This window comes from Flavobacterium qiangtangense, assembly GCF_042658345.1.
Lineage (GTDB): Bacteria > Bacteroidota > Bacteroidia > Flavobacteriales > Flavobacteriaceae > Flavobacterium > Flavobacterium qiangtangense.
In genome coordinates, this window is record NZ_JBHSQB010000019.1 from 58,370 (window position 1) to 64,655 (window position 6,286).

Below are 6,286 nucleotides of genomic sequence, written 5' to 3' on the forward strand. Positions count from 1 at the left end.
AAGTCAAATATGAAAGTGAAAACAATTTTGGTATCACAACCAGAGCCTAAAGTAGAAAATTCCCCATATTTTGAGTTGCAACAAAAGCATAAAGTCAAAATTGATTTTAGACCTTTCATTCACGTTGAGGGCGTGAGCGCAAAAGAAGTTAGAGCTCAAAAAATCGACTTAAATAACTTTACTGCAATTATCTTAACGAGCAAAAATTCTGTGGATCACTTTTTCAGAGTTGCTGAAGAAATGAGATATAAAATTCCAGAAGATTTAAAATATTTCTGCCAGTCTGAAGCAGTTGCTTTTTACCTGCAAAAATATGTGGTTTATAGAAAAAGAAAGATTTATGTGGGCCAAAAAGATTTTGCCGATATGTCTGCATTAATTAAAAAATATAAAGACGAAAAGTTTTTATTACCGGCTTCAGACCAATTAAATGCTGATGCTCCACAGGTTTTAAATAATTTAAAAGTAAACTGGACAGAAGGCACTTTTTATAAAACCGTAATGAGTGATTTATCTGATTTGGCTGATGTTTATTATGACGTTTTAGCATTTTTTAGCCCAACCGGAATTAAATCTTTATTTAAGAATTTTCCAGGTTTTGAGCAAAATAATACTAGAATCGCTGTTTTTGGAAGCACAACACAAAAAGAAGCTTTGGAACACGGATTGAGAGTGGACATCATGGCGCCTTCTCCAGAAGCTCCGTCGATGACAATGGCGCTTGAGAAATATATCGCAAAAGCAAATAAAGAAGAAAAGGGAAAATAAAACTTTACTTCGAACTATATAATTTAAAAAGTCTGGATTTTTTTCCAGACTTTTTTTATGCCATTTCGTCGATGAAAATCTTTTTAATCAAATTGATTTCATCGGCGTAAATTGTTTTTTTGCGTGTGGCAAAATGCAAGGTATTTTCTAACGGAACTTTCCCCTTCCAGATCAATTTTATTTGTTTAGATTCTAATTCTTTCTTGCACAAAAAATCAGGAATCACCGCAAGGCCTTGCCCGCTTGACAAACATCTCACGATAGAATTCAGATTTGGCACAATGTAATTTGGACGAAAGTCTGGATATTTATTGAAATTTAACTGCCAAAATCTTCGAAGATGCTCCATATCGCCAGTCGTTCCGTACCATTTTTGTTGCTTCAGCCAAGCTTCGATTAACTCACTATCTTTGGTACTTTCAATTACTTCAAATTCGGTTTCATCGGTTTGATTTCCGCCTACAATTACAATAGTTTCTGAAGAAAATGGCTGGTATTCAATCGAAGCTTTTGGAACCATTTGTGGCGTAATAATAATATCTAAAATACCTTTTTCAAGGTTTTCGACCATTTCTGGATATTCTCCAAAACGAATAATCACATTAAAAGGAAGCGTAGAAATATATTGTTCCAAAGTGATTTGGAAAGTTTCAAAACACATCCCGATACTGATCATTGGTGTATGTTTTTCAGTGCTTCGCTGGAAGTTTTTCTCGGCTTCTTCTAACTTCGACAAAGCTTCAATCGTAAAATTATAAAGTACTTTTCCTCTTTCCGTAGGAACCATTTTTCTTCCGGTTCTGTCGAATAATTTATATCCTACATAATTTTCCAAAGAACTTAAGTGCAGGCTTACTCCAGGTTGTGAAATAAAGAGCACTTCTGCCGCACCGGTTAAAGTTCCGGTTTTGTAGATTGCCTTAAAAGTGCATTACCATTCTAGATTTACCATAATCTTTACTATTATAATTCTGATACAAAGGTATGAATTAAGTTATTTTAATAATAGATAAAGCTGACGTAAATTTGCTCATCAAATTAAGTAAAAGATTATGACTAAAATATTTATCATCAACGGAGGCCAAAAATTTGGTCATTCAGGAGGAAAATTCAACGAGATAATTGCTGCTGCGACTTTAAATTTCTTCCAAAATAATTCTGATTTTGAAGTAAAAACAACTGATGTGAACCATGATTATGATCCTGCGGAAGAAGTGGAAAAATACGTTTGGGCAGATGTGGTGATTTACCACACGCCAATTTGGTGGTTTCAGCTGCCACACGGTTTCAAAAAATACATCGATGTGGTTTTCACCGAAGGTCACTCCAAAGGAATTTATAATAGCGACGGACGCTCACGATCAAATCCAGCAACAAATTATGGAACCGGAGGCACTTTGCAGGGCAGAAAATATCTGCTAACCACATCTTGGAATGCACCAAAAGAAGCGTTCACTTTGCCAGGAGAATTTTTCTCAGAAAAAAGCGTTGACGAAGGCGCGCTTTTCGGTTTTCATAGAATGAATGCTTTTACCGGAATGACTCCGTTAGAAACTATGCACTTTCACGACATTGAAAAAAATGCTGATGTTCCCAGAGATTTAGAATTGTATCAGGAACATCTGAGTAAATTGTTTTTGAACTAAACACAGATCTCGCAGATTGAAAATCATTGTTGGAAATTTTGAAATCCTTTTATAACTTAGTGTAAAATATTGAATATGAAACTTTCAAAATTATTTCTAATCTTATTTTCGATATTCTTCACAATCGGAATGACCGCTCAAGACAAATCGAAAAAAAGATATATCAAAGTTCCCGAAGGCTATTTGATGGTTTTGCTTCAAGGCGACAACATTTTGAAAGAATTAGAAAATTTTGCTACTGAAGAAAAGATTCCGTCAGCGAATTTTACTGGAATGGGTTTTGTAACTATGACTTTTGGATATTATGATTTTAAGAAAAAGAAATTTAATCCAAAGAAATTTAAAGATATGGAATTGGCAAGCATGAACGGCACGATCGCTTGGCAAAAAGGAAAGCCTTCGATTCACGCGCACGGAGTTGTAACTGATGAAAACTTCAGCGCTTTTGGAGGCCATATTTTAGACGGAACCGTGGGAACTGGATCGTTAGAAGTTATGATTTTGGTACACGATCAAAGTTTAGAACGAAAACATGAAGACGATATTGGCGCCAACGTGCTCTGTATTGACAAGTGCAAATAAAAAAAAACGCCAACATTACTTGGCGTTTTTTTATTAATGTTGCTTAATTAAACTGCCGTGTAACCGCCGTCTGCAATGATATAGCTTCCGGTTGTAAAAGAAGATTTATCAGAGCTTAAGAAAACCACGAGTTCTGCAATTTCAGCTGCAGTTCCAAGACGATTCATAGCAGATTTGCCAGCAATCGCTTTCAGTCCGTTGTCATCCATATTGTTTTTAAGCAAAGCTGTTTCAATATAACCGGGACCAACTGCATTACAACGGATATTTTTCTGTCCGTATTCTACTGCAATATTTTTTGTCAAGCCCACTACGCCATGTTTTGTGGCAGTATATGCCGGGCTGTTTGGCGCAGCAACTGTTCCATGAATTGACGCTATATTGACAATACTTCCGCCACCATTTTTCTCCATTTGCTCAATCTGGTAACGACAAGCATAAAAAAGACCGCTTAAATTTAAAGCGATAACTTTGTCCCATTCTTCTGGTTCATACTCGCCGGTTGGTTTTGCGGGCCCGCCCATTCCGGCGTTGTTACAAGAAATATCCAATCTTCCGTATTTTGCAACCGTTTCTTCAACTAATCTTTTATTGTCAGAAGCGCTCGAAGAATCTCCTTTGATAAAAAAAGCTTCGCCTCCATTTTTTTTAATTGCAACCACAGTTTCTTCACCATGTTCTACATTTACATCTGATATAACTACTTTTGCTCCTTCGCGAGCGTATGCTTCTGCAACAGCACGACCGATTCCTGAACCAGCTCCTGATACAAAAGCTACTTTGTTTTCTAAAAGTGACATTTTTCTGAATTTAAAATTTGTCTTATAAATTTACGAAGAACAAATGCTTTTAAGAAGTTTCGAAATCACTTTACAACAAGATTAACATTGAAATAAGTGTCAAATTTTAAATAAAAAAAAATGGAATCGATTCAGAGTCGATTCCATTTTACTAACGAAAGATTTCCTTTTTGAAATTTAATTTCCCCAAATCTATAATTTCAGAAATCTTCCTAAAAAATTACCTAGCAAAAAAACTACCACAATTTTTTTGCTCAAAACAGGACAGGCGTCCTTCTATTTGTTTTCAGTAATTTTTTTTCGTTAAAAATTATTATTTTTTGATAATAATAAATTCACTTCTTCTATTTAAATCGTGTTCGGCTTCAGTACATTCAATGCCGTCGGCACAATTGTTTACCAACTGAGTTTCTCCATATCCTTTTCCTGTCAAGCGACTTTTATCGATTCCTTCTCTGACCATCCATGCGATTGTTGATTTTGCTCTCCTGTCAGATAAAGCTTCGTTGTATTTATGCGTTTGACGGCTGTCAGTATGAGAGCGAACATCTACATTTATTGTTGGATTTGCTTTCATTACTTCAACAATTTTTGAAAGTTCTAAAGCGGCATCTGGACGGATGAACGATTTATCTAAGTCAAAATAAATGATGATGTTTCCTAATACTTTGGCGATATCAAGACCTTCTTCAATTGGAGTAATATTTCTTTCAAGCGCAATTGGCAAATCTGTTTCTCCTGATTTATCAGATAGTGTAACCCTGGTTTCCTTTGTTAAGTACTCCCTTTTTTCAGCACGAACTAAGTAAACTTTTCCGCATTCTACTTTATCGAAGGAGTAGTTTCCTTGTGCATCAGCAAAAACGCTTTCAATTAATTTCATAGCCTCGTCATACAACGAAACCTTTGCTTCTGATAAAATTTCACCTGTCTTTAAATCTGTCACGATACCCGCCAAAAGTTGTTCACACTCAAGCTTTTTATTCTCTTTAAATTTATAGATGTCATCATATCCTTGCCCATCTTGTCGGTTAGAAGAGAAAAAACCTATTTGGGATTTTGTATCAATCATAAAAGCAAAATCATCCATCTGGCCATTTATCGGAGCCCCAATATTAACTGGTTCAGTAAAAGTTTTTCCTTCAATTTTTGAAACGAAGATGTCGAAACCGCCTAATCCCGGATGACCATCAGAAGAAAAGTAAAGCTGATTTTCATTCGAAATAAAGGGAAATGATTCTTTACCTTCGGTATTGATAGTTTTGCCAAGATTTTCAGGTGTTCCAAACGTGTTATCAGCATTAATGCTTACCTTAAATATATCAGATTGCCCAAATGTGCCCGGCATATCTGACGCAAAATAAAGTGTCTTTTGATCCAGACTCAAGGCCGGATGTGCAACGCTGTAATTGTCGTTATTGAAGGGAAGCTCTGTAATATCTTGCCATTTCCCATCCTTTAATGTGGCTTTGTAAATTTTTAAAAGTGTTACTCGGTCTGCATCTCTGCCTTTTTTGCCATTATTAAAGTTATTTCTGGTAAAGTACATTGTTTTTCCATCGTTTGTAAAAACTGGAGTTGCTTCGTTGAATTTTGTATCAACGGAACTCGAGAATTCTTCTGGACTTCCAATTTTTCCTTCGCTATCCACGGTTGCAGAAAACAACTTTGTAAATGGTTGATTTGTCCACTTTTGAATCTTTGCTGTAGCGCCTTTTGTTTCTCTATTACTTGCAAAAACAAGATTATTCCCTAAAAATGAAGTCCCGTAATCTGAATTGGCAGAATTGATTTCTAAAGTTTCAATAACATATCGCCCTGAATTCTCTTTAATTACGTCTAAATAATCTTTTTCACTCGAATATTGCTTTGCACGAAGATCGTTTCCACTTTTCTGTGCAAATGTCTCTAGCATTTGATTCGCTTTTTTATAATCTCCAACCGATTTTAAGGTTTGGGAGTAGCGAAAATAATATTCAGGCTCGACCTCTTCATTCATTGCAAAAAGCTCAGTGTACCACTTATTGGCTTTGTCTAGCTCGCCATTAAAATAGTGCGCATTTCCAAGTTTTTGAAAAACGTCTACCGACTTGTATCCTTTTTGGGCTACTGCTTCATAAGTCTTGATAGCATCGATGTATGCAAATTTTTCATATTGCTTGTCGGCCTTTTGTACTTTTGCTTTCTGAGAATATCCTTGAAACGCGATAAATAAAAGCGTTACATATATTAATTTTACTTTCATGTTTTTAGTTTTTAAAAGAATCTTGGGCTGATTATCTTATCATATTTGCTGAACAGCTCAAAACGAAGGAAAATTTCATGCGATCCTGAGTTGTAATTAGCCAACTTAGTTGTTTCTGCATCGTAAGCATATCCTACGAAAAGTCCGTCGGTGATCTGAAATCCTGCCATGGCACTCCAGGCAGCACTCCATCGGTAAGCGGCCCCCAAAGTAAATTTATCGTTGATTAAAAAATTACCCGAAAA

Annotated in this window: 7 protein-coding genes; 3 read left to right on the forward strand and 4 right to left on the reverse strand. The window is 35.7% G+C overall.

The window, feature by feature from the left end; genetic code table 11:
- The first annotated feature begins 9 nt into the window (after positions 1-9).
- The gene (locus tag ACFPVY_RS16140) at positions 10-768 is read left to right on the forward strand and encodes a uroporphyrinogen-III synthase (RefSeq protein WP_379793178.1); all 759 of its coding nucleotides are present in this window, start codon (positions 10-12) and stop codon (positions 766-768) included.
- Positions 769-823: 55 nt separating this feature from the next.
- Here the strand turns inward: ACFPVY_RS16140 and ACFPVY_RS16145 are convergent, their stop codons facing one another.
- On the reverse strand, positions 824-1,684 hold the full coding sequence (locus ACFPVY_RS16145) for a LysR family transcriptional regulator (RefSeq protein ID WP_379793186.1): 861 nt from the start codon (positions 1,682-1,684) through the stop codon (positions 824-826).
- Between the two features lie 136 nt (positions 1,685-1,820).
- On the opposite strand from ACFPVY_RS16145, the gene ACFPVY_RS16150 reads away from it, so the two are divergent.
- Complete coding sequence (locus ACFPVY_RS16150) at positions 1,821-2,414, forward strand: NAD(P)H-dependent oxidoreductase (protein WP_379793179.1); 594 nt, start codon at positions 1,821-1,823, stop codon at positions 2,412-2,414.
- Between the two features lie 75 nt (positions 2,415-2,489).
- Positions 2,490-2,996 (forward strand): PPC domain-containing DNA-binding protein, encoded by a 507-nt coding sequence (locus ACFPVY_RS16155; RefSeq protein ID WP_379793180.1) that lies wholly within the window; start codon positions 2,490-2,492, stop codon positions 2,994-2,996.
- A 47-nt stretch (positions 2,997-3,043) separates the two neighbouring features.
- On the opposite strand, the gene ACFPVY_RS16160 is transcribed toward ACFPVY_RS16155, so the two are convergent.
- The 3 genes from ACFPVY_RS16160 to ACFPVY_RS16170 all read right to left on the reverse strand — a co-directional run.
- The gene (locus tag ACFPVY_RS16160) at positions 3,044-3,796 is read right to left on the reverse strand and encodes an SDR family NAD(P)-dependent oxidoreductase (protein WP_379793181.1); all 753 of its coding nucleotides are present in this window, start codon (positions 3,794-3,796) and stop codon (positions 3,044-3,046) included.
- 313 nt (positions 3,797-4,109) lie between these two features.
- Positions 4,110-6,041, reverse strand: a complete 1,932-nt coding sequence (locus ACFPVY_RS16165) for an OmpA family protein (RefSeq protein ID WP_379793182.1) — start codon at positions 6,039-6,041, stop codon at positions 4,110-4,112.
- An 11-nt stretch (positions 6,042-6,052) separates the two neighbouring features.
- Positions 6,053-6,286, reverse strand: a 234-nt coding sequence (locus ACFPVY_RS16170; protein WP_379793183.1) for a type IX secretion system membrane protein PorP/SprF, incomplete at its 5' end; no start/stop codon positions are given.